Annotated in this window: 11 protein-coding genes and 1 pseudogene; 6 read left to right on the forward strand and 6 right to left on the reverse strand. The window is 41.4% G+C overall.

Going from position 1 to position 21397, the window contains the following annotated elements:
- Nucleotides 1-332: 332 nt before the first annotated feature.
- The 4 genes from Q4533_RS17265 to Q4533_RS17280 all read right to left on the reverse strand — a co-directional run bounded on the left by Q4533_RS17265 (nucleotide 333) and on the right by Q4533_RS17280 (nucleotide 8420).
- Nucleotides 333-3476 carry an efflux RND transporter permease subunit gene (locus Q4533_RS17265; RefSeq protein WP_303410722.1) on the reverse strand — a complete coding sequence of 1048 codons (3144 nt, stop codon included), beginning with the start codon at nucleotides 3474-3476 and terminating at the stop codon, nucleotides 333-335.
- The gene (locus tag Q4533_RS17270; RefSeq protein WP_102435672.1) at nucleotides 3473-4735 is read right to left on the reverse strand and encodes an efflux RND transporter periplasmic adaptor subunit; all 1263 of its coding nucleotides are present in this window, start codon (nucleotides 4733-4735) and stop codon (nucleotides 3473-3475) included. The genes Q4533_RS17265 and Q4533_RS17270 overlap by 4 nt, the downstream gene beginning before the upstream one ends.
- A complete protein-coding gene (locus Q4533_RS17275) occupies nucleotides 4725-6119 on the reverse strand; it encodes an efflux transporter outer membrane subunit (RefSeq protein WP_241901130.1) in 1395 nt (464 codons plus the stop codon). The genes Q4533_RS17270 and Q4533_RS17275 overlap by 11 nt, the downstream gene beginning before the upstream one ends.
- A gap of 267 nt (nucleotides 6120-6386) precedes the next feature.
- A complete protein-coding gene (locus tag Q4533_RS17280) occupies nucleotides 6387-8420 on the reverse strand; it encodes a TonB-dependent copper receptor (RefSeq protein WP_303445499.1) in 2034 nt (677 codons plus the stop codon).
- Nucleotides 8421-8658: 238 nt separating this feature from the next.
- Between Q4533_RS17280 and Q4533_RS17285 the strand changes: the two are divergent.
- The 4 genes and pseudogenes from Q4533_RS17285 to Q4533_RS17300 form a co-directional block, all read left to right on the forward strand.
- A pseudogene (locus Q4533_RS17285) lies at nucleotides 8659-8796 on the forward strand (type IV pilin protein); the annotation flags it as partial.
- Nucleotides 8797-9036: 240 nt separating this feature from the next.
- Nucleotides 9037-10011, forward strand: a complete 975-nt coding sequence (locus Q4533_RS17290; RefSeq protein WP_102520870.1) for a methylenetetrahydrofolate reductase — start codon at nucleotides 9037-9039, stop codon at nucleotides 10009-10011.
- 474 nt (nucleotides 10012-10485) lie between these two features.
- Entirely contained in the window at nucleotides 10486-11553 is a 1068-nt protein-coding gene (locus Q4533_RS17295) for a B12-binding domain-containing protein (RefSeq protein ID WP_303503518.1), read from the forward strand.
- Nucleotides 11553-12479: a GGDEF domain-containing protein gene (locus Q4533_RS17300; protein WP_303503520.1), complete on the forward strand. Its 927-nt coding sequence runs from the start codon at nucleotides 11553-11555 to the stop codon at nucleotides 12477-12479. The genes Q4533_RS17295 and Q4533_RS17300 overlap by 1 nt, the downstream gene beginning before the upstream one ends.
- A gap of 148 nt (nucleotides 12480-12627) precedes the next feature.
- Here Q4533_RS17300 and Q4533_RS17305 read toward each other — a convergent pair whose 3' ends face one another.
- Nucleotides 12628-14208: an isocitrate lyase gene (locus Q4533_RS17305; RefSeq protein WP_102476664.1), complete on the reverse strand. Its 1581-nt coding sequence runs from the start codon at nucleotides 14206-14208 to the stop codon at nucleotides 12628-12630.
- Nucleotides 14209-14318: 110 nt separating this feature from the next.
- On the opposite strand from Q4533_RS17305, the gene Q4533_RS17310 reads away from it, so the two are divergent.
- Nucleotides 14319-15269, forward strand: a complete 951-nt coding sequence (locus Q4533_RS17310; RefSeq protein WP_102435682.1) for a LysR family transcriptional regulator — start codon at nucleotides 14319-14321, stop codon at nucleotides 15267-15269.
- Between the two features lie 217 nt (nucleotides 15270-15486).
- Nucleotides 15487-17676: a malate synthase G gene (locus Q4533_RS17315; RefSeq protein ID WP_303503524.1), complete on the forward strand. Its 2190-nt coding sequence runs from the start codon at nucleotides 15487-15489 to the stop codon at nucleotides 17674-17676.
- A gap of 772 nt (nucleotides 17677-18448) precedes the next feature.
- Here Q4533_RS17315 and Q4533_RS17320 read toward each other — a convergent pair.
- A complete protein-coding gene (locus Q4533_RS17320; RefSeq protein WP_303503526.1) occupies nucleotides 18449-21181 on the reverse strand; it encodes a hypothetical protein in 2733 nt (910 codons plus the stop codon).
- Between the last annotated feature and the right edge of the window lie 216 nt (nucleotides 21182-21397).

Raw genomic sequence — 21397 nt, forward strand, 5'->3', positions numbered from 1 at the left:
AATGCCTGATTGTATAAATGCCTGATTTGCTGACTGTATAAATATCTGATTATATAATTGGCTGATTACCTGATTGTATGAATGCCTGATTTGCTGATTATCTTGAGATGCAACCAAACATCGAAAAATCACTAATCGCTATCAATTACCTTCATATTAAGCGTTTCTGCTGCAATAATTTTTGTTTTTCCTTTTGTTTTTTATCTCGTGATAAATGTTTTGAACTTTTTAGGCCGACACATTTATCACGCTTAAAGCGTCGCCAGCAGGGCATTTCATTACTGGCAACGCTATATTTTGCGATTAAAATCGCAACTGAATTATAACCTGAGCTATACCTTAACCTTAGCAGCGCCAAAGCTATTTTCAAACTCTTGATCTAGACTGGCATTATCAACTTTATTGCCCTTTAAGCGCTCAACCACAAGGTAATTTACCGGAACCAAAATCAAGGTGATAAAGGTGGCAAAGATAATCCCAAAGCCCAATGATATCGCCATTGGAATTAAGAACTGCGCTTGGGTCGACTTCTCTAATAATAGCGGCATTAGGCCGATAAACGTGGTTAAACTGGTGAGCATAACCGGTCTAAAACGTTTTGCACCTGCGGTTAATACCGCCTCCGCTAATGCCATTCCATCTGCACGTTTTTTATTAATAAAGTCCACCAGCACTAAAGAGTCATTGACCACAACGCCCACTAGCGCCAACATCCCCAATATACTGAAAATGGTCAGTGGCGAGCCCATTAACCAATGACCTAGTACTGCGCCAATTAAGCCAAAGGGGATCACGCTCATCACAATTAATGGCTGAATGTAAGACTTAAACGGAATTGCGAGTAGGCTATAAATCATAAACAACACAAACACTAAGCCCCATTGCAACGACCCAAAGCTGTCTCGCTGTTCACGAGCTTCGCCTTCAAGTGAGTGCCTTACTCCAGGGTATTGCTGCACTAAACCATCAAGGTACACCTTAAGATCTGCTTGTAGCACAGTCATATTGGTATTGTCTTTATCCACGTCGGCAGTGACATTTAACACCCGATAACGATCGATGCGTTGAATACTTGATGGGCTCTTACCTGAGGTCATTTTAGCCACATGACCAAGCGGCACTTGCGCGCCCTGACTGGTGGTAATCAGGACCTTTTTAAGGTCATCTAATGACTGACGTTCATCTAGCGGCAAGCGCAGCATTACTCGCACATCATCACGGCCTCGCTGGATGCGCTGCACTTCTGAGCCAAAATAAAAGCTTCTTATTTGACTTGATACTTCCTGTCGAGTGAGCCCTAGCGCTTTACCTTGCTCGGTTAACTCAATTAGCAGCTCTTCTTTACCGTTAGATAAACTGTCGGCAATATCAAATACTGTCGGGTAAGTTTTTAAATGCTGTTTAACCTGATCGGCAATCTCACGTAAGGTATCAAGGGAGTTTGCACTGAGCTGCACATCAATAGGATCAGAGCTTCGGCCAATTTCAGCGCGGTAAGTCACTGACTCAGCCCCAGGAATTTCACCAACACTTTTACGCCATTCAGTTAATAGTTGCCTAGAGGTAATATCTGATTCACGCTTCTCTGCTGGGGTTATTTCAAAACGAACCCCACCTGCATTTGAGCTACCGCCGCGACCACCCGTTGTGGCCAAAATATTAATGATCACGCTTTCACCGGTTTCTTCATCACGATACTTTTCTTGCAGCGCCTCCGCTTTTGCAGCAATGCTAATGATATGGCCATTGGTCACTTCAAATGGGGTACCCGCTGGCATGGTCAAGTTAAGCCTGACGGTTTCACTGGGAATGCGCGGGAAGAAGGTAAACTTAGTCCACCCCGTGGCCAACAGTGCCGCTATCACTAACAACACACTGAGAAATAAGCTCAAGGTGGCGGTTTTATGCTTTAGCGCTATGCGTAAAAATGGTTGATAGAACTGAATGATTGCTCGTTCAAATCCATCAGCAAACTTTTGCTGAAAAATCTCAAACTTATTATAATTTTCCTTCTCGCTGCGCATCTTAATATATTTAAGGTGAGCGGGTAGCACAAACTTAGATTCGATTAACGAAAACAATAATACTGGGATCACCACTATCGCAATTTGACCAAATATCGCCCCGCGAGTGCCTTCGATAAACAACATAGGTAAGAAAGCGGTCACTGTGGTTAAGATGCCAAAGGTCACTGGCGCGGCCACTTCTTGGGTACCAAGAATCGCCGCTTGCTCGCCATTGGGCGCAGTCTTAAGGTGGGTGTAAATATTCTCGCCAGTAACAATGGCATCATCCACCACAATCCCCAATACCAAGATAAAACCAAACAGGCTGATGACGTTTAACGACACATCAAAAAATGGCATCACAATGAATGCGCCCATAAACGAAACTGGAATACCAATAAACACCCATATGGCAATTGATGGACGTAAAAACAATGTCAGTAATAGCAACACAAGTATGCCGCCCTGCAGCGCACTGCCTGTTAGGGTAGCAATACGGTTTTTAACGATTTCAGAATCGTCATCCCAATAGCTAAGGCCATAGCCTTCAGGCAAGGTTGCCTGACGAGAATCAATGTAGTCTTTAACCTTATCAGCCACATCAATCGCGCTTTGCTGACCAATACGATACACATCGATAAATGCCGCTTGTTGACCATTAAAGCGAGTTCTTACAGGGGTTTCTTCAAAGCCATCAACCACATTTGCAATATCGCCTAAACGAATAATGGTGCCGTCAGCGGCAGATTTAATGGCAATATTGGCAAACTCATCTTTGTAATAAGCTTGGCCTTTAGAGCGCAGTAAAATGTCGCCACCCTGAGTTTTTAAATTACCCGCAGAGATATCAGTACTAGAGGCATTAATCGCCCGTGATACTTCACTCAGAGTTAAGTTGTACTGGCGTAATTTGTTTTGCGATAAGGCTAATGACACTTCATAGTTACGCACCCCGCTTAAATCTAGTTGGGTGACACCCTCTAGGCGCAACAATTCATCGCGCACCACTTCAGCAAACTCGATGGTTTCTTTTTCGCTATATTTGCCGGTTACCGTTACTGCGATGACTTCACGCTTACGCTGGGCAAGGGCAATGACAGGTTTTTCGGCATCAACCGGAAAGGTGTTAATGGCATCGACGCGGCTTTTAATGTCCGCTAGCATTTCTCGGGGGTCGTAACCACTGTCAACTTCAATGGTGACCTGCGATGATGCCTCTGAAGAGCTAGAAGTGATTTTTTCTATACCTTCAAGGTCTTGCACCGCCTCTTCAATACGAATTGTTACCCCCTTTTCAACATCTTCAGGGGTCGCGCCACGAAGCGATACTCGAACAGAGATCCTTTCAGACTCAACTGTCGGAAACACTTCAAGTGGGATCTGCGTTGACAGTGAACCTAAACCTAATACCAGCAGCAACAACATTAATAAATTGGCCGCTACGTGATTTTTAGCAAACCAAGCAATCATGGCTGTGACTCCTCTTTACTAGCAGGTTTGGTTTTACGCTCGCCATCAGGCTTACTGCGAGACTTGCCATCGGCTCTGCCCTCACCTCTTGGGCCTCGCTGTGGTTTAACTTTATTCGTTGCGCCAACAACAGTGACAGGGGTGCCTGAACTCACTTGTCCAAGGGAGGTAATAACCAGTTCATCGCCACTTTTCAAACCTGTTCTAACTACCGAATCTTGGCTGTTTTGCCATCTAATGGTCACTTCTCTGCGTAATAACTTGCCATCATTAACCACATACACATAGCTACCTTGATAGATTGCTTTAGTCGGGATTACGATCGCTTGGCTCAGCTTTTTACCGGCAATATTGGCTGTCAGGTATTGACCAATTTTCAGTGGCATTTGCTGATTAGCTTGATAATCAAATGGATCATCAATTTGCGCCACCACATACAACTGCTGCGAGTTACTATCGATTGCACCTTCGGTGCGAATCAACTGCCCTTCCCATTTTTGCAGGCCTATTAAGTCAGACTCAAAACTCACTTTAGCCACCACAGACTTACCTTGCTCAGGTAGTTCTACCAGTGCTAAATCACTGTTATTGATTGGTAAACGTATTTCCACATAATCGGTGGCGTAAATCGTTGCCAGCTGACTATTGGTCGAAACCACCCGGCCTACATCAACATGTTTTTCTAAAATTCGCCCAGAAAAGGGGGCAACAACTTGGGTACGTTCCAAGGCCAAGTTGGCTTGTTCAAGTTTCGCTTGGTTAGATAGCATTGCCGCTCGCGCTGCAGCTAATTGCGGCTCACGCAACACCAGCGATGTCGGCTCGCGGCCATTACTCAGGCGCTGCCAATCTGCTAAGGCTTGATTAGTACGTGCTTGTTCTTCTAATAATTGTTGCCTAGCCAACATTAACCCAGCTTCAGCAATTTTAACTTCAGCTTGATAATCTCTATCATCAAGCTCAACTAACACTTCGCCAGTTTCAAAAAAACCACCTTCACGAAAGTTGGGGCTAATAGATAGAATTTGACCTGAAGCCTGCGTCACTAACGAGCTTTGGGTGCGCGGTTTTACCACCCCAAAACTGCTCACCTGAATTTGATAATCTTGTGGCTTAAGCACCTGAGTTTCAACCGACATGGCAGCTACAGCCATCGGTTTGCCACGCTTAGTGGTAGGTGGGTTTGAGGTAATCACCATAATAGTGGCAACCGCAACCGCAACAATGCTTACTGGGATCAGGTATTTCTTATTCATCATATTTTTCTTCTTCTGTCACACTGGCATCTAAATCGCCACCTAAAGCAAGGTGTAATCCGATACGGTTGGCAATGATTTGGTTTTTTAAGCTGATAACCGAACTTTGGGCCACAAAGGCACGATTTTGGGCATCCAGTACTGTGGTATAGCTGACAAGGCCGATTTGGTATTGCTCAAATGATAGGGTTTCAGCTTGGAGGGCATTGTCTTGCGCTTGTAAAGTTGAGCGATATTGCTGCTGCAAACTGGCATCAAGATCAAGGTTGTTTTCAACTAGCTCAAAGGCACTAAACAAAGTATTTAAATACTGCTGCTCTTGCTGCTTTAATTTCAGCTTTTGCTGCTCGGTTTGTGACTTTAAGCGACCGGCGTTAAAAATCGGTGCGGTAATACCGGCAAATACTGACCATGAACTGTAATCACCACTTAATAAGTTAGCAATATCATTACTGGCGGTGCCAATATCAGCCCCTAAACGTAAGGCTGGATAACGCTGCTTTTGAGTAAAGGCCACGACGGCATCTTGAGCGAGCAACTGATACCAAGCGGCTTGCAGTTGTGGTTTACGTTTAACGAGCTCGCTGGGGACGCCAATTTTAATCCCTTGTGGCAATAGCGGCAGTGTTTCATCTATCAGTAATTTACCTGCTGGATAGCCGCCTAATAAGCGCTCTAAGGTTCTAATATCTTTATTGCGCTGACTGCGCTGTGCCAACAGGTTTGAGTTTTCACTGTGAAACTCATTTTGAGTTAAATACACATCCAGCGCGGTGTTTAACCCTTGCAGGTAACCCGACTCAATGATGTCAAAATTAAGTTTGGCATTTTCGGTGCGACGCTCAAATAGCTTAACGAGCTCTGTTGAGGTCACTACCTTGTAGTAGGCAATCACCACATCAGCAACCAGTGCATCCCTTGCTTGCTGATAATTGGCCTCAGCAGTGAGTAAATTCAGTTTTGAGGCTTTAGCGCTATCGGATAACTTGCCCCAAATATCTAGCTCATAGCTAACATCAAGACTAAGACTATTGGAGCTAGACGTTGCATCACTATTTCCCCCTCTAGCACTATTAGCCGATAAGCTTAACTCTGGCCAAAAGCTGGCATCACTGACATTAAGCTGCTGCTTGTTAACCTCGACTTCAAGAGCTAACTGAATTAACTGCTGGTTGGTGTTCAGGCCAATACTGATAAGTTCTAATAACTGATCGGTAGCGATTGGTGTTACCCAACTTTGATTGTCTTTTAATGATTTGGCGTCGGTATGCCACGACGCAGGCAGCTCAGGTTTAACCAAAGACTCGTCAAGATAGGATGAACTGCTGCAGGCAGATAAAATGAATAGCGAAGTTGCAACCGCCACTAGCGTATAGCGTGTTTTCATTAACTGGAAATCCATTTTCGTTTATTATTATTTAATATGATTTAATATTATTTAGATGTTACGTGATTGATTTTAATTAGATCACTTTATAAAGAAAACTGCCAAAGGGTAACTTTGCATAGCTTTACATAGGTTATGTGAATAAAAGCAATGTATTGCAGCTAGGGACAAGTTTGTCGGCGGCTGTATCAGGCATTAAAGCAGAGGTTTCACCCAAAGTGGGCAATGATGCAGGCTTATTAAATGTAACAAGCCTGCCGGTTTTTATTAAAAATTGTAATCAAGTTTTACCCAAGCGGTTCGACCCGGCTCATTAACTTGAAATAGTGGTGAACTACCAGGAATGTCATTACCCGCTCCAGAGCGACTAACATGTTCGGCATAGGTAATATCAAATAAGTTCTCAATACCAAAACTCACTAAAATATCATCATGCTTCCAAGAGCCATTGATGGCCAATGTGCCAAAACCACTGCTTTCAGCCAGATCTTGTCCTGAGATATTACCTTGACCAATTGCGACTCTATCTTGCGCCGCAACCATCCGCCAAAATAACCCAGCGGTCCAATTTTCAGCTTCATAATTCACTGAAATACGACCCTCTAAAGGGGATATTTGCCCTAGTGGTGTATTGTCAGTGTCATTCTCACCATGGCTATAACTGACGGTGGTTTGCGCCGACCATTGATCAGTAAATGGATATAGCAGGCCTAATTCGCCGCCCCAAATCGTTGCATCAATATTGTAAGCTGCGGTCTTGGCAGTATTAGCATCAATTAAGATGTAGTCTGCCACTTTGCCGTAATAAAACGCCGTGGATATTTCAATATCGTCTTGATAAATCCAGCCAACATCAAGCTGGGTGGTTTTTTCAGCATCTAAATCAAATGCCTTAAGTGACAAATCATTATTGTCTGCCTTCATGAACTCCCAATAGTCAGGAATACGTTGGGCATGGCCGCCGCCAATATAATATTGGCTTTTATCAGTCTCAAACTCGTAGCGAACAAAGCCACTGAATAAGTCATCATCACGGCTGCCTTGCTGGGCCACATATAAACTGGTTTGCCATTGATCCATTCTTAGCCCCGTCAAGATTTTACCTTGGTTAAGCTGATAACTTGATTCAACAAATAAGCCGGTATTGATATAAGCCATGTCCTGCATAAAGGGTTTTGCTAATAAATCATCTAGGCCATTATCTTCTGCTTGATTGATGCTGCGTCCTTTGTGCTTACTGTCCATATAGTCAAGCCCGACAATGGTTTCCCATTTTTCATTGGCTGAAATATCAAACCATAAATGACCACCTGCGGTTTTTCGTCTGACATTAGTGCCTGCATTTACGCCGCGGTCAAACTGATCCATAACGTGATCGTTTTCATTACTATATAACTGAAAATCAATATTATTCAGCCAGTAAAAATCAACATCCTTTTGCAGCAGAAAGGTGACATTTTCATTATCGATCACACGAGCTTTATTGGTTCTGTCAGCGTACTCAGCCTCACCGCTTGAGCTGCCATAAGCAAGCTCAACCACGGTTGATTCGTCGGGGGTCCAACCTAAAGCAAAATTGTAATTATTACGGTCATAAAGGGATTGAATGGTGGTACCATCACCGTCTTGATAATGATCGCTTTTAGACTTATTAGCATCAAAATCAATGTAATGGGTTTCAGTACCTGCTTTTATTTCGACTAAGTAATCTTCACGGCCAAAACTGCCACCGGTTACGCTGGCGCGACCTTCAAGGCTTTTCTCACTAAAGCTATGGCGATCTTTTTCAAATAATACCGTCCCTGCGGAACCTACTGGGCCATATTTTACTGTTTGTGGGCCTTTAATCACTGTAATGGCATCATAGGCTTCTGGATAAATATAAGCTGTTGGCGGATCCATACGTCCGCCACAGGTGCCATAAACATGCTGGCCATCATCAACAATACTGATGCGTGAACCGCCCATGCCTCTTAAAGAAGGGTCGCCACCTGCGCCGCCTTTTCTGGCGATACTAAAACCGGGGATGGTTTTTAAGTAACCTGCACCGTCATAAGCGGGCAGCGGTAATCTGGGCTTTTTGGGATCGGTGACAACTTTGGCAGGATCGCGCATTAACTCCCCAGTCACCACAAGGTAGTCATCACAGCTTTTATTATCGCAGTGCTGCTTGTGTTTTTTTTCTTGGGTGGTTTCAACAGCCTGAGTGTCTGTGGGATTAGCCTCAGTGGCTTGAACGAAGGAAGTGGGTAAAAAACCTAAAGCGACAGCGATAGAAATCATCAATTTAGAGCGGTACATAAACAGTCCTATGACAAACCTATAATATTTGTGCGGACATTTATAAATTAACCAGAACAGGTTTCAACTTAAAACCAACAAACTGCGACACTATGTCACAGGCTAATTTAAGGGAGATCAAAAATACTAAACTCTTATAAATAAAAAACTTTTTATTCAAGTAGATAAGTAGGGGTAGCAGCCCATTTGAAATAACATCGCTGCCAAATAATAAACTGAATAAATGGATTTTTGAGCCATGGCGCTTAACCATAATAAGGGTTTTACCTTAATTGAGCTCGTAGTCGTTATCATTATTCTTGCCATTCTAGCGGTTACTGCCGCACCTAAATTCATCAATTTATCAACCGATGCCAGAATTGCGGCATTAAACGGCGCAGCGATAACTCAATAAAGTCACCTCCTCAGCCAAGTACATTAACCACAACTAATAGGGAAAATGTGACTCTGCTTGCTCTATATTCAAACCCACAGACAGATAAAATCATCTGAGTTAAAACTTATCGCCGACTAATTTAAGTGGTTATTAATTATTTCAAAAAATACCCTTTTTCGGGCTTAACAAGGGTCAAAATTTAAGACACAATGGAGATAACATCCATCTAGACGGCTAAACATGAAAAAATCATTAAAACAGCGTTCATCCGATCATCACCGTGGGATCTATTTTATTGGTACAACCCCACCAAAAATCGATACTGATTTTGAATCGGTCAGTATTATCGCTGATAAATTGTTAGCTCGCCTTGATGAGATAAACTTTGATGGTTTGATCATCTACGATATTCAGGATGAAACCAGCCGCATTGATACCCCAAGGCCTTTTCCCTTTAAAGCCACTCATGACTCTGGTACTTACGCTCAGCTAATCAATCAAAAGTCAGGCAAGCCAGTTATTGCTTATAAGAGCGTTGCCGGTCTTGATGAACAGGGCTTTAGTGAGTGGTTGTCCCGCGCTTGGTATCAAAATAATGTCAGAGACTTGGTATTAGTGGGATCGCCATCGACTCAGGTTGCAAGTTCATTACCATTAAATGACGCTTACCGCGTATTAGCGGCGCACTCTCAAGCGTTCTACCTTGGTGGCGTGGCCATTGCAGAGCGCCATTTAAGTAAAAAAAATGAACATATTCGCCTGTTAGGTAAATCAAACCAAGGCTGTGAATACTACATCACTCAGGCGGTGTATAACGCCCAAGCAACCATTGATATGTTAACCAGCTACGCCAAAGAATGTGCGTTAAACAATATCAAGCCTAATCGCATCATCCTGACATTTTCACCTTGCGGCAGTGCTAAAACTCTGGAATTTATCAACTGGTTAGGTGTGTCGGTACCCGAAGCTACCAGCCAGCGTATTTTGTCGGCAGAAGATCCTCTGTATGAGTCAATTAAGATTAACCACAGTAACCTGCTGCAAATTTTAGCCGCGGTTATTCCGCTTAATATCCCATTAGGGCTGAATATTGAAAGTTTAACTAACCGTAAAACTGAGATTGATGCCTCGATTTTGATGTACAAACTGCTAAAGGGCACCATGGATCAAGCCTTAGCCCAAAATCAAATTGATCAATTTGTGCTAAATAAATAGTCCTCAGCGATAAAATCTTGCCCTATGGTGTTAATAGCCGCCATAAGGCAAGCTTTCAGCGTCAAGCGCCAGTAACAAATGGCTTAGCCATAAGCGCTTATATTGACTCTAAAAAATCACATAAACCACAATTAAATATTGAAAAAAACCAATAATATCAGTTATTGTTGAATTAAATATGGGGGGATAACTGTAAATTAGCAGTAATGGTTAAAGGTCAAGTGTTAGCCTATAAGTCAGCAAGGTGCTTGCTAAGTCGAAGCATTAACCAACAGCGCTAAAGGCCCTCAGTTATCTCATCAACGCATTTCAAACAAAGGCACAGTCATCACTTAAACTTGCCTAATTTTTTACTACTTTTGCTTCAATGATAACCAGCAATGAGCTTTATTATGACTATAATAGCATTAGGTTTTGTCGACTTTTAACCTCGCGCATAAGTTCAATTTGTATCTGTTCAATTGAGGACTAACTATGGATAGCCAAAAACTCAATACACTACTTGCCACAGTGACTGACAATGCCATTAATGCATATTGTCAATTCGGTGAAGAAATGCTGGTAGAAATTAATCGCTGGATTTCAAAGCCCGAGCAAAGTCGTTTTTTAAATGGCAATTCGCTGGACTTATTAATCAATAATCACCGCAACCACCTTGGGTTTATCTCCCAGGTTATTGAATCCCGTGATGGAACCGCTTTAGTGAAAGCACTTCCCTGGGTCTATCAGGCTTATCATTCTCAAGGGGTGCCATTTCTCTACTTTAAAGAAGAACTAGAAAAATGGCAGCAATTGATTTTAAAGACAATTCCACCAATTGAGGCTGCACAATTAGTGCAAATATACGATTGGATGCTTAGGGCCCATGATGAGTGCTGTAGCCTAATAAAAGGCAACCGAGAAGAAGAGTTTATTGCAATGGATAACCCCTTTCTCCACTATATTATTACAGGTGATCACCGTAACGCCTACAGCTATGCATTCAGTAAAGTCACTACATGGGAAGACTTTGAGCGTTTTTTTAATAATGAGGCTCAGCCCGCTCTCTATCAAATAGGTTTGCTTTGGCAAAATGGTGACGTATCAGTATCCACCGAACATTTAGCCACAGCCATTACCAATCGTGTGCTCACTGGGCTGCTAATGCACCTAGACCTTCCAGAAATAACTAAACCAAAGATATTGGTAACTTGCGCGGCATCTGAACAACACCAAATTGGCTCATGGATGGTTGCCACAGCGTTAGAAGCAAATGAATGGGATACAACCTATCTTGGTGCCGACGCACCTAAAGATGCCATTCTTGATTATATTACAAATGAGTCACCTAAAGCCGTAATCATCAGCGTTACCATGCCTTACAATATCAAAAGGGCTCGAGAGATCCTCCAAGAAATCGACGCCTTATACCCACATATTAAAACCATTGTAGGCGGTCAAGCGCTGTCTTTTTTCCATGAACCGCAAGAAGTGCTTAAAGCCGATTTCATCACCAGCGATTACAAAGAAGCGATTCAAAAGCTCAACACCTGGTTAGCTTAATGAATATCCCCAGTGAACTTGCAATAGATATCGCAGAAAATTCGCACGTATTGGCTATCGCTGAGTTTGCTTACGATGGCACATTAATCAGTTACAACCGGGGCTTTCGCATACTGTTTGCTATTTTTCTATCTGAAACAAACAATTGGCATGAATTTTTTGTCGGTGCCCCTCGAGTGACACAAATAATAGACCTTGACTCAGATCCGCAACTACTTAAAACCACAAAAGGTGAAGGGCTTTTATGTTCGTTTCGTAAAATGGAGTCCTCGTTCTATTGTATTGCTGAAATGTTGGAGCTAAAAGATGAAAAGCTAATTGAAGAAATAAGCAGTCTTAGTAATCTAATGGCGCAACTCAATTTTCAGCTTCGTCGCGAAAAACGGCAACTTATTAAAGCCCAAAAAGACATAGAAAGAATTGCACGTGAAGACCCACTGACATCCTTGCTAAACCGACGAGCATTTTTTGACATCATTAATCCCAAGTTGTCGTTAGCCAAACGACAAAACATGGAGGTAACCCTGTTCTTTATTGATTTAGATTTTTTCAAATCGGTTAATGATAATTGGGGGCATAATATCGGAGATATACTACTTGTGGCGATAGCAAATATGCTTAAAAAGACCCTTAGACTTGAAGATATTATTTCTCGCTTTGGAGGAGAAGAGTTTGTCGTTGTCCTTACAGGGCAATCGTTAACCGATTCGTTCATATTGGCTAACCGTATCCTAGAAAATTGCAGAGCGCTCAAAATTGCATCAATGGACAGAGTAAATACCCTTTCAATCGGCATTGCCCAGTGGGATAAAAACGAAGATATTAACAAACTTATTAAACGAGCAGATGATGCATGTTACATGGCGAAAAACAGTGGCAGAAATAAATACATTGCCTTAAGCCCTGAAACGGCAACAAGCCATTAATCATGGCTGCCCATGTTATTTTCAGAGACAGACCCAAGTGATTTAGTTCGGGAAATTAAAATATAAAAAAAGCCTGAAGCTATACTTCAGGCTTTTTGGTGTAAACGATAGCCAGTTTAACACTTGCTATCGTTTGTAAAACGAGTCGTTAAAACTGGTTCATTGTGTTGTCTTTACCTGACGCTTTAAGCGCTTGGTCACCAGAGAAGTACTCTTTATGTGCATCACCCATATCAGAACCTGCCATGTTTTGGTGTTTAACACAGGCAATACCTTGACGGATTTCCTTACGTTGAACATTAGCAACATAACCCAACATGCCTTGGTCACCGAAGTACTCTTTAGCCAAGTTATCAGTTGATAGTGCTGCGGTATGATAAGTTGGTAGCGTGATAAGGTGATGGAAAATACCCGCTTCACGTGCAGCATCAGCTTGGAAAGTACGAATTTTTTCATCAGCTTGAATAGCAAGCTCAGTTGTATCGTAATCAACACTCATCAATTGATCACGGTTGTAAGCTGAAACATCTTGTCCTGCTGCTTGCATTGAATCAAATACTTGCTGACGGAAGTTAAGTGTCCAGTTAAACGATGGTGAGTTGTTATACACAAGCTTTGCGTTTGGTATTACTTTACGGATTTCGTTAACCATGCCGCCGATTTGAGATACATGAGGCTTTTCAGTTTCAATCCACAGTAAGTCAGCACCATTTTGCAGTGAAGTAATACAATCAAGTACACAACGCTCTTCACCCGTACCCGCACGGAACTTAAATAAGCCATTGGGTAGACGAGCAGGTTTTACCAACTTTCCACCTTGTTGGAATACCACATCGCCATTTTTAAGTGTTGCTGCATCAACCGCTTCCACTTCAAGGAAACTATTGTATTTATCACCTAAGTCACCAGCTTCATTGGTTACGGCAATTTTTTGTGTTAGACCAGCACCTAGTGAATCGGTACGGGCAACAATCACACCGTCATCAATACCCAATTCTAAAAAGGCATAACGAACCGCATTAATTTTCGCTAGAAATTCAACATGGGGCACGGTCACTTTACCGTCTTGGTGGCCACACTGTTTAACATCAGACACTTGGTTTTCTAATTGAATACAACAAGCACCGGCTTCAATCATCTGCTTTGCCATCAAGTAAGTGGCTTCTTCGTTACCAAAACCTGCGTCAATATCAGCAATAATCGGTACAACATGGGTTTCGAAGTTATTAATTTTGTCTTGAATCGCCGCTTTTTCTGACTCGCTGGCATTATCTAATTGGCTGAACAGGCCACCCAATTCACGTGCGTCAGCTTGACGCAGAAAAGTGTACAGCTCTTTAATTAACGCAGCGACAGAGGTCTTTTCATGCATAGATTGGTCAGGTAATGGGCCAAACTCACTGCGCAGTGCTGCAACCATCCAACCTGAAAGGTATAAGTAACGACGTTTGGTGGTTAAAAGATGCTTTTTAATAGAGATCATTTTTTGTTGGCCAATAAAACCATGCCAGCAACCTAGAGACTGAGTGTACTGCGATGAATCTTTATCGTAGTTATCCATGTCTTCACGCATAATCTTAGCAGTGTACTTTGCGATGTCTAACCCAGTTTGGAAACGGTTCTGTAGACGCATACGAGCGACTGATTCTGGGTTGATGGCATTCCATGCACTACCTTCTGAATTAATCAAGGTAGCAGCTTCATCGATATTACTTCTGTAGTTAGTCATGTGTATATTCCTTTAACAAATTGATTAGCGGCAAATGATTACGTTGAAAATAATAGTTAGATTTGGTTAAATAAGTCTAATTTATACTTACTATTTTCGGTATTCATCTTATGAATGTATCTCGTATCGACTTGAACCTCCTTGTTTATTTAGATGTTTTGCTACGTGAAAGAAATGTAACTAAAGCAGCTGACCAACTTGGTATTAGCCAGCCTGCAATGAGTAACGGCCTAAAACGCTTAAGAACCTTGTTTGATGATCCCTTACTTATTCGCACCAGTCAGGGCATGACGCCGACAGAACGTGCTAAAGAGTTGCAACCCATAATCAGTACCTTGATTATCGGGCTAGAAAAAGCCGTACAGCCTCGCGCCAAATTTGACCCACAAGAAAGTGACAAAGTCTTTCGAGTAATGGCTAGTGATTATGCTGAAGCGACCTTACTACCTCCGCTAATTGCAAAACTTCGGACTCAAGCACCCAACATTATTTTAGACATCATGACCCCAAGTGATGTCAGTTTCCCTGATGTAGAACAAGGAAGAGTCGATATGGTGATCAATCGATTCGACACTATTCCGCAATCATTTCACCAGAAAGTTTTGTGGAATGACGACTTCAGCTGCTTGATTAGTAAGACGAATCCAGTTTTACACAAGTTTTCTTTAGACAGTTATTTGCAAGCCAAACACGTGTGGGTGAGTAAAACCGGAATGGGCGTTGGTGTAGGGATGGATCCTGCTGATGTTCAGCGCTTAGGTTGGGTGGATGAAGCATTAACTCGAATTGGCGTAAAACGGCAAATCACGGTTTTTACTCGCCATTACCAAGCCGCGTGTTTGTTGGCTGAGCAACAGGATTTGATCGCAACCATACCAAGTAAGATGGCTCGTCATCACAACAATAATGATCGGGTGAGTATTGTTCCGCCGCCATTTATTATTCCACCCATTGCATTAACTATGGCTTGGAGCCCCTTGCTTCAACATAATCCAGCACATCAATGGATGCGCCAATTAATCACTAAAACGGCAGATGAAATAAATAGAGGCGACGTTTAATCTTGTTGTTATTTTGATTTTTAATTACTGATACGTTGCAAATTAACCAAAAAAGGGCGATTTACCATAGATTTGATGAATATTGGTGATAACAAGTATAAATTGGATAAATAAGCTTAATTTGATATAGAGTAAAGTCTTGCTGCGAATTAACGATTAATAATAGATTTGAGTGGTTTTTAAGTTCAGCGCACAGGAATTAAAGGTAGGGATAAACATGACAGCACGTATTCAAGTAGGTGGATTACAAGTAGCACAAGCATTGTGGCAACTGGTCGATAGTGACATTTGTCCAGGTACAGGCATTGATTCAGCAACTTTCTGGGCAAAATTTGAGGACATCATTACCGAATTTGCTCCCATTAATGTGGCCTTGTTAGAAAAAAGGCAGCAATTGCAGCAACAAATTGATCAATGGCATACAAAGCACCCAGCTAAAGACGTTAACCCAGACCAATACAAAGCTTTTCTATCCGAAATCGGCTACCTAGTGCCTGAGGGTGACGATTTTCAAATTAGCACTGAAAATGTCGATCATGAAATTGCAGCGCAAGCTGGGCCACAATTAGTTGTGCCAGTAAAAAATGCACGTTTTGCCCTTAACGCCGCCAATGCACGTTGGGGCAGTTTATATGATGCGCTATATGGTACTGATGCCATATCACAACAAGACGGCGCCGAGCTGACCAAACAGTACAACCCCATAAGGGGCAATAAAGTTATCGCATTTGCAAAACATCACTTAGATACCGCAGCCCCATTAGTGCAAGGCAGCCATGCTGATGTAACGCGGTATTATATTGATGCAGGCCAACTACGTATGCAGTTAACTGATGGCACAATCACAAGCTTAACCCAAGCACAAAAGTGTGTCGGTTACCAAGGTAGTGCAGATGCGCCCAGTGCGATTTTGCTGGTTAATAATGGTTTGCATATTGAGATCCAAATTGATCCAGACAGTGTTATTGGCAGCAGCGATAGTGCTGGCGTAAAAGACTTGTTAGTTGAAGCCGCTGTTACCACCATTATGGATTGCGAAGACTCTGTTGCTGCGGTTGATGCTGAAGACAAAGTTGAAGTTTATCGCAATTGGTTAGGTTTGATGCAAGGTAACTTAGCTGCCTCACTGACTAAAAATGGTAAACAAATCCTTAGAGAGCTTAATGATGATAGGGTTTATACCGCTGCTAATGTTAATGCTAGTACAGACGCTAACACCGTAACGTTACCCGGCAGAAGCTTACTCTTTGTGCGTAATGTTGGCCACTTGATGACGATTGATGCCGTACTAGATAAACATGGCAATGAAGTACCAGAAGGAATATTGGATGGCATGATCACTGTGCTTGCCGCTATGCATGACCTTAAAGGTAACAATAATGGTCGCAGTAATAGCCGCAAAGGATCAGTGAATATTGTCAAACCTAAAATGCACGGTCCAGAAGAAGTGCAATTTACTTGTGACCTCTTTACCAAGATAGAAGATGCACTCAACCTCCCCCGTAATACCATTAAAGTCGGCATTATGGATGAAGAGCGCAGAACTACACTCAACTTAAAAGAGTGTATCAGGGTCGCGCAACAGCGCGTTGTCTTTATTAATACCGGCTTTCTTGACCGTACCGGTGACGAACTCCATACCTCAATGTTAGCGGGCGCCTTTGTCCCCAAATCTGTGATGAAGCAGCAAAAATGGATTAAGGCTTATGAAGACTGGAATGTCGATATTGGACTTGAATGTGGCTTACAAGGTCGCTCTCAGATAGGTAAGGGTATGTGGCCGATGCCAGATGAAATGGCTGCTATGCTAGAACAAAAAGTGGCTCACCCAAAAGCGGGGGCAAACACGGCTTGGGTACCATCGCCCAATGGTGCCGTACTGCATTCTATCCATTATCATCAAATAAATGTGGCGGAAGTTCAGCAACAACTTAAGCATCGTAAGCGTGCTAGCATCGATGACTTGTTGACGATTCCATTGCTTGATGACACGACAACATTAACCCAGCAACAAATTACCTTTGAGCTAGAAAATAATGCTCAGGGTATACTGGGCTATGTGGTGCGCTGGATTGACCAAGGCGTCGGTTGCTCGAAAGTACCTGATATTAATAATGTAGGTTTAATGGAAGACAGAGCGACTTTGCGGATCTCGTCGCAATACTTAGCTAATTGGCTTGAACATGGCTTATGCAGTGCAGAAGAAGTGATGGCGGCACTGAAAAAAATGGCTGCAGTGGTAGATGCTCAAAATGCAGGCGATCCACTGTACATTAATATGGCCCCTAATTTTGACGGCATAGCCTTTAAAGCGGCTTGCGACCTTATATTTAAAGGTAAATCGCAACCTTCTGGTTATACAGAGCCTTTGCTACATGCATACAGGATCCAAGCTAAGGCAGGTTAATCTTTAGCGTTAATACTGGCTCTGTGTTTATGTAGTCACTCAATCAATAAGCCCTGTTCTTGCAAAGATTAGGGCTTTTTTGAATGTTCAAGTTGGGGGATGAGATTAAGCCTACGTTCACCATAACGGCACCCACTTAGTGAAAGCCTAGGGCAGTGTCAGATATTCAGCCACTTGGAGTAGGTGGCCATGTTAATTATTTAAACTCGCGATAACTGACACCAAAAAGCCTGAAGCAAACCTTCAGGCTTTTTTGTATTTAGATTTGCTGAACAAAAAGAAGTGGAACTTTACGTTTATTCCGACGGAACCACTTATTTAGGTTTATATTCAAACCTTATGGCCTTCTGTCCATTATGACGATCACATAAGGTAGCTTGTAAATAACCATTGCATTTAGTTTTATATACAGTAACCACTTAACAACTCCCGCTCAGGGTCACCACAAAAATAACCTGGATCTATAAGCTGATCCAGGAACAATTGGGGCCATGTTATTTATAAAAATGGAAACCTAACCCTAGTATTGACTCTTGGAGTGGGCGGCAATGTTATTATTGATTCTATCAGTAAAACAAATATCGATATGAATTTAGAATTGTGACAATGAAGGGGAAAGTTAACTTAGATTATAACCACCTACTGAAGTAGGTGGTTTAGGGGCTGAAAACAAAAATTACTTTCCCAGTTGTTCATCAGACAAGTTAGCGAGCCTTGATGGTTCGCTTTACTTAAAAGATGAGTGAGCTTTCGGGTTTGTAAATTATAGAGACTATAGCTCAACCATATACATAGCATTTTTTGTCGCGAAGCTAAGGCGCGGTTTTGAGCCATCTTTAGAAGGCATGTATTCAATTGAATTTGTTGTTATTGCACCTAACAACCTTGGTGTTTGCCAAATGATATCTCCTGAATTAACAGAGCGCATTGATAACGTACAATTGGGGTTATTACTTAAACCTGTTTCTCCGCTATCACAACTACTTATTAGTAAATTATCTGAATCCTGAGGTTGTAAGATATTAGTCACCTCACCATCTATGAAAAAGGAATTGATTTGAGTTAGCGAGTTATCAAGTATTAACAGTTCGGTACTATTACCATATGGTGAGCCATGGGAAGATAAACAAGCTATATTAGTCGCTTGATTAATCAGCACTATTTTACTACATAAAAGTGATGCTGTACTTGCCGGTACGAATGCTCCATCTATAAACTTGAATTGTTCTGTTGAATTGAAGAGGTGGTAGTTCGAATCACGTTTTTCTATTGCCACAACTGCAATCAAGGTTCCTTCTTTATTTCTAGAAAAGTCAGCATCTAAAATGGTGGACACTTCTGTAGGTTTATAATCCCAGAGTACAGTTTGATTTACTAAGTCTTCTACATAGAGTTGTTCACTGTTAACAACAATTAAATCATTATAACCATCGTTGTTAATATCAGCATGTTCCATTTCTACTGAGCTTACATATCTTTCAGAGTTTTGGCTAAACGACTTCTCCCAGAGTAAAACTTCGGATGCTAGCTCTTGTGCAAACAGAGTAAAACCTTCTTCATATTTAGTATTAATTATCACTTCATTAACACCGTCTAAATTGGCATCAAAAATGTCAATTGCATGGATGGAACCATTTATTCCGTTCTCTAACTTGTAAAGGTTATTTTTTTCTTTTTGACCATTTTCAGAAACACTGTATAGGTTCCAATTGTGTTGAGGAGAATAAAACAGTGCTTTAAAGCTTCCACCTTCTACGATATTCCCTGCGGTATGGTAGTTTGTACTAGCAGTAGAATAATTTAAGCCCCATACAACTTCTGGGTATGGAGTTAATTTAAATGAGCTAATTGAACTATTACCTGATCTCAAGAGCTCAACTTCACCTGAGTTTTCAGTAACTGCTGAAATAATATTGTTTGTGTGGTTCGATAACTCACTCCATTGAAGCTCTAATTTCTCACTTGAATAGGAGTTCATATTCCCGCCGTAACTTGAACATGGTCCAGTAACAATGCTTTTTAGAGGTGTTACATGCAGACTGCAGATATCTTCTTCTATGGCTAAATGAGTAATAGGTGAGCTTTCTCCATATTTTAGCATTTCAATGGATTGCTCTTGCTTGTTGTATGAAATAATTTCTTCTATTTCATTGCCATCAATATCAGCTAAAGTGAATAATGTATTTTCAGAGTCAGCATGTAACCAATTTAATTTTTTGAGTTCATTATCAAATACTAAGCCATCATCTAACAAAATATGCTTTAAATTCTTGTCGATAATACTACCGATTTGTACCTCGGATGGCTGAGAATTCAGATCATAAAGTGAGCTTATCGAGTTTGATCCTGTATCCCACACCCATAAGTCGTGATTAGGTGTGTTGCCACAATCTTTGCAAGCTATGATTAAAACTATTTCGGCATGACCATCATCATTTAAATCTGCAATTGAAAAGTCGACAAATTTCTTGTCTCTTAGGATATGAGACTCTTCAAATTTTTCTATTTCGACAATGACACTTTTTTTGTTTGTATTTGGGTCGATAGATAAAATTTGGTCACTATTCATTACCACTATATGATTAAGCCGATCACCTTCAAAATCATAGTGACTGAGCTTTAAGGCATCTAGATGATAAGGATAAGACCACTGTTGTGTATACTCTTCACCATTTTTGTCCAATAGTGCAATTTGTTTATTATTCTTAAGTATCAAGATTTGTTTTTTATTTAAAGACAAAAAATTAGCTATTGAAATATCCCTTTCTTTGCCAGAAGTTGATAATTCTGAGTAGACATTTAATGCGGCGTCAGACTTTTGTTTTATTGAGAATTGCTTAGTCACTCCGTAATTAGGAATTGTAAGTGAAAACTTGATTTCTTGTTCTGCTGAAAAGGCAATTGAATGAGCCTCCCAGTTGAGAGTGCCGTCAGCAGAAATTGTCATGCCATTGGGGCCGTAAAGCAGCTCGGGTAGTACACCTAAATCGGGAGTCGTTTCGACTTTAACCCTCATAACTTCACCATAGCTTACTATTTCAGGAAGCGAAGAAAGTGTAATTTCAGGCTCTTTAATAAATGTAACTAACGGAGCACTATGTTCAGCATCTTCATACCACTCCATTTCGAACTCATCATTAAAGTCTACAAAGACGGAAAGGCTATTTCCTGCAAGATCTTGGGTATTGCCCTCGCAATCTGGCAATAAGTTTGAATGGGTAAAATTAATTGTTAAAGGGTGTTTTGTCCCAGAGTTAACTTGAGATTGAAATTGATAAATAGCGGTTGTGACTTGTTGACTAGATATTATTTTCGACGAAAGGTCATCATTGAAAATAAATGTTTCAATACATTCAGTATCTGGAATTTTTAGTAACCATCTGCCTTGTATATGGTTAGTAATAGTCGGAATGGTTGGAGTCGCAGGAGAACTCTCAGAGTCCCCACCCCCTCCGCATGCCACAAGTAAAAATGTGACAAAAATACAGACAGTTCTGATTAACATAATAAAATCCTTTTACTTCAAGTTCATCCATTCGTCATGATGACAAATTATCAGGTGGCAATACTAGCCATTTAACAAAAAAATTACAATGTGCGGCGAAGGGTATTTAATTACAAACAAGTGGGGCCAGCATAAATGGAGAGGGTGTAACAGATTCTGTGTAACTGCAATTTAGTTAATATGCTTCACAATTCTGTCTTCGAACTCAATAATAAA

Source organism: Shewanella sp. 6_MG-2023, from assembly GCF_030547195.1.
Classification (GTDB): Bacteria; Pseudomonadota; Gammaproteobacteria; order Enterobacterales; family Shewanellaceae; genus Shewanella.

Bases quoted from the DNA above. Each gene is read 5' to 3' on its own strand.
- Q4533_RS17265 (WP_303410722.1), bottom strand. From the start codon at position 3,476: ATGATTGCTTGGTTTGCTAAAAATCACGTAGCGGCCAATTTATTAATG.
- Q4533_RS17270 (WP_102435672.1), bottom strand. From the start codon at position 4,735: ATGATGAATAAGAAATACCTGATCCCAGTAAGCATTGTTGCGGTTGCG.
- Q4533_RS17275 (WP_241901130.1), bottom strand. From the start codon at position 6,119: ATGAAAACACGCTATACGCTAGTGGCGGTTGCAACTTCGCTATTCATT.
- Q4533_RS17280 (WP_303445499.1), bottom strand. From the start codon at position 8,420: ATGTACCGCTCTAAATTGATGATTTCTATCGCTGTCGCTTTAGGTTTT.
- Q4533_RS17290 (WP_102520870.1), top strand. From the start codon at position 9,037: ATGAAAAAATCATTAAAACAGCGTTCATCCGATCATCACCGTGGGATC.
- Q4533_RS17295 (WP_303503518.1), top strand. From the start codon at position 10,486: ATGGATAGCCAAAAACTCAATACACTACTTGCCACAGTGACTGACAAT.
- Q4533_RS17300 (WP_303503520.1), top strand. From the start codon at position 11,553: ATGAATATCCCCAGTGAACTTGCAATAGATATCGCAGAAAATTCGCAC.
- Q4533_RS17305 (WP_102476664.1), bottom strand. From the start codon at position 14,208: ATGACTAACTACAGAAGTAATATCGATGAAGCTGCTACCTTGATTAAT.
- Q4533_RS17310 (WP_102435682.1), top strand. From the start codon at position 14,319: ATGAATGTATCTCGTATCGACTTGAACCTCCTTGTTTATTTAGATGTT.
- Q4533_RS17315 (WP_303503524.1), top strand. From the start codon at position 15,487: ATGACAGCACGTATTCAAGTAGGTGGATTACAAGTAGCACAAGCATTG.
- Q4533_RS17320 (WP_303503526.1), bottom strand. From the start codon at position 21,181: ATGTTAATCAGAACTGTCTGTATTTTTGTCACATTTTTACTTGTGGCA.